General features: G+C 48.9%; 3 protein-coding genes. All 3 read left to right on the plus strand.

Annotated elements, in window-relative coordinates:
• The first annotated feature begins 67 nt into the window (after window positions 1–67).
• The 3 genes from V2H45_RS25350 to V2H45_RS25360 all read left to right on the plus strand — a co-directional run bounded on the left by V2H45_RS25350 (window position 68) and on the right by V2H45_RS25360 (window position 3604).
• Complete coding sequence (locus V2H45_RS25350; protein WP_330486479.1) at window positions 68–376, plus strand: hypothetical protein; 309 nt, start codon at window positions 68–70, stop codon at window positions 374–376.
• A gap of 63 nt (window positions 377–439) precedes the next feature.
• Window positions 440–742 carry a P-II family nitrogen regulator gene (locus V2H45_RS25355; protein WP_330486480.1) on the plus strand — a complete coding sequence of 101 codons (303 nt, stop codon included), beginning with the start codon at window positions 440–442 and terminating at the stop codon, window positions 740–742.
• A gap of 48 nt (window positions 743–790) precedes the next feature.
• A complete protein-coding gene (locus tag V2H45_RS25360) occupies window positions 791–3604 on the plus strand; it encodes a cation-translocating P-type ATPase (RefSeq protein WP_330486481.1) in 2814 nt (937 codons plus the stop codon).
• Window positions 3605–3639 lie beyond the last annotated feature (35 nt).

The following is a 3639-nucleotide window of genomic DNA, read 5'->3' on the forward strand; positions in this document are numbered from 1 at the left end:
CGAAGTATTCTTTGCTTCATCAGACCCCGTTGCATTTCATCCTTGAATTGGCCATCTACTACAGGGAATGTCTAGCGAACAGGCTCGAAAATTACTGGTCGAGCAGCAAAAACTGATGATGTTTCGACAAAAAAGGTCTCAGGAACTATACCGCGATCGCTGTTCCGATCGTCATCGAGCATCACGACACCGCCTACGCCCTCGTCATGATTTGGGCATTGGTCGCGATCGCGATTCGCCAGATAAATACACCACTGATTGCTATAACGGGTGTGGCGATGGCGAGCCTACTGGTAGTCATCTCTGCCACTTCTATGTATCTAGCTGCCACCGATCGCCCGAAAAAGCGGAAGAACGGATCTCGGCGACCCCATAGAGTCGGTTGAGGGAATTCTCCCGAAACTTTTAAACCTTTCAATACAATTTTCTTGGAGCTTTTATGACCTCTTCTCCTTTAAGTGAAGGCACTCTCGTCACCATTATTGGTGAAACAGTATTACAAGAGCGGTTGATCCATCTGCTTACCGAACTGGGTGCGCCTGGCTACACCATTATTCCAGCACAAGGCTCGGGCAGTCATGGGAGACGCATGAGCGATATGGCTGGCTATAACACCAACATTGAGCTTAAAACCATTGTTACCTCAGCGGTATCTGACCAATTACTAGAAGAGCTAAAGCCACTGCAGGCTTCGCATGCTTTAATTGCTTTTCGCCAAACTATATCAGGTCTGTTTGCTTAGGTTGGCACTTGTTTTCATCACTCCAGCACTAACAATCAGGAAAAGGGTATGAGCACTTGGTATAAGCTGGACTCAGCCGAAGTATTGCAACAATTGGATACGAATGCCGATCGCGGTTTGAGCGAAGCCGAAGTTACTGACCGTTTAAAGAAATATGGCTTCAATGAGCTAACAGAGGAACCAAGGGAAAACCTCTGGCAGATCCTATGGAAGCAACTGACGGCAACAATGGTCGTAGTTCTGATCGTGGCGGCTCTGATCTCAATTGCTTTGCGAGACTATATCAATGCTGGTGCGATTTTTGCCATTGTTGCCTTTAACGCCATTTTGGGAGTTCGGCAAGAATATCAGGCAGGTCAAGCGATCGCCGCCCTCAAAAAGCTGGCGGTATCCACGGTTAAAGTGCATCGAGACGATCGCTTGCAGGAAATCTCCGCTCGCGAGCTTGTACCCGGTGACATCGTTCTGCTTGAAACTGGAAATCTAGCCTCAGCAGATTACCGTTTATTGGAAAGTTCCAATCTACAGATTCAGGAATCCTCACTTACGGGGGAATCAGAGCCAACCGATAAAAATGCTCAAACGCTAATCAGTGCGTTACCCAAGACAGAGCCACCGTTAGCGGATCGGCACAATATGGCATACATGGGAACCGTAATCACCTATGGGCGAGGGTTGGCAGTAGTCACAGAAACGGGCAACGATACAGAGCTAGGACATGTGGCTACGGCAATTCAAACCGTACAGCCCAAACCAACCCCGCTCCAGCATCGACTGGATCAACTCGGTGTCAGAATGGCGATCGTCACGATGTTCCTCGTGTTCGCGATCTTTGGGCTAGGTCTGCTGCGAGGTGAAGAATTGTCGTTAATGTTCCTCACCGCTGTAAGTTTGGCTGTCGCCGCCATCCCCGAAGGGTTGCCAGCCGTTGTTACCATTACCCTAGCCCTAGGGGCGCAGAGAATGCTGAGACAGCACGCCCTAATCCGCAAACTACCTGCCGTTGAAACCTTAGGTTCCGTGACGGTCATTTGTTCTGATAAGACAGGCACTCTGACCGAAAATCGCATGACTGCAACGTTTCTGGCTATGGCTGACCATCGGGTTGATTTGACCAGCCCAGAGCATCGCGCTGCCTTAAATACCTATACCGACCCTTCTCGCTTATTACCTTCTCCCTTATTACAAGAGCAACCAGAGCTGGCATGGCTCTTGACGGGCGGGGTACTCTGCAACGATGCGCTCTTAGAACCTGAGCCAGATCGTCCCCATGAGTTTCATGCCGTGGGAGATCCGACGGAAGGAGCCCTCGTGATGACCGCTGCCAGACTAGGTTTGTGGAAGGAGAAGTTAGAGCAGGTACTACCCCGTGTGGCGGAAGAACCTTTTGATGCAGGGTGCAAGCGGATGACAACTGTGCATACACTTCCGCCGATCGCAACTCCAATGCCAAAAGCACTAGAACTTGTTGTATCTGAGTGCGTGAGATTCGGAGATATATCTCATATTGCCTTCACAAAGGGAAGTGTTGGCAGTTTGCTGGAGATTTCTACTCAGGTCTGGGTGAATGGGAAGCCGGAAGCGATCGATGCACATTGGCAGCAAAAAATTCGTGAGGAGAATGACCAATTAGCAAAGAATGGCATGCGCGTCTTAGGTATTGCTTTTCGCCCCTTCACTTCGCTAAATATTGATGCAGATGAAACCATATCCGATCGCAGAGAGACCCTAGAACAAAATCTGATCTTTATCGGTATGGTGGGCATGATCGATCCCGTGCGTCATGAAGCTAAAGAAGCCGTGCAAATGTGCCGAGAAGCAGGCATTCGTCCTGTGATGATTACGGGCGATCATCCCCTCACAGCTCAAGCGATCGCGCGGGAATTGGGCATTGTTCCCAACGATTCTATTCTTACTGGACAGGAACTATCGAATCTGTCTAAACAGGCACTGCAAGAACAGGTCGAGGACATATCTATTTATGCAAGGGTTTCGCCCCAGAATAAATTAGATATTGTGCAAGCATTACAAAAACGCGGCCATATCGTGGCAATGACGGGGGATGGAGTCAACGATGCACCTGCATTAAAGCAAGCGGATATTGGGATTGCCATGGGCATCACAGGTACTGATGTTGCGAAAGAAGCTGCTGACATGGTGTTGTTAGACGATAATTTTGCCACCATCGTCGCCGCAACCAGAGAAGGGCGCATGATCTATGACAATATTCGCAAGTTTATCAAGTACACCTTAACGGGAAATGCTGGCGAACTCTGGGTCATCCTCCTCGCTCCATTTTTTGGACTGCCGCTACCGCTAATCCCTCTGCAAATTTTGTGGATTAATCTTTTGGCAGATGGCTTACTGGCTTTAGCATTAAGTGTAGAACCCTCGGAACGGAAAATCATGCGCCGCCTGCCTCGTCCTCCCGATGAGAGTATTTTTGGTCGTGGTGTCGGTCGAGGCATTATTTGGATCGGTCTACTACTAGGATTGGTTCTACTGGCGATCGCCTATCGCTATTGGTCTTCCGAGCAAGCAAGTTGGCAAACAATGGTATTCACAACACTCGCCCTATCGCGGATGGGCATGGCTGAAACCATGCGTTCCGATCGCGACTCTCTATTTCGGATTGGCTTACTCTCAAACAAACCACTCCTAGGAGCCGTCTTGCTAACGTTTGGGCTGCAAATGTCAGTAATTTATATTCCCATTTTACAAACCCTATTCCAAACCACCCCACTATCCGCGATCGATCTGTTTATCTGCTTTGCTTTGAGTACCGTCGTCTTTGGCGCGATCGAGCTTGAGAAGTGGTTAATTCGGCGAAAAATCAAAGGAGATTCTATAGAACCCATTTGAGATCTTAAGAAGTGGCTGCAAGTCTCTTCAGCATT

Origin of the sequence: Tumidithrix elongata BACA0141, from assembly GCF_036349135.1 — a bacterium.
GTDB classification, from domain to species: domain Bacteria; phylum Cyanobacteriota; class Cyanobacteriia; order Pseudanabaenales; family Pseudanabaenaceae; genus Tumidithrix; species Tumidithrix elongata.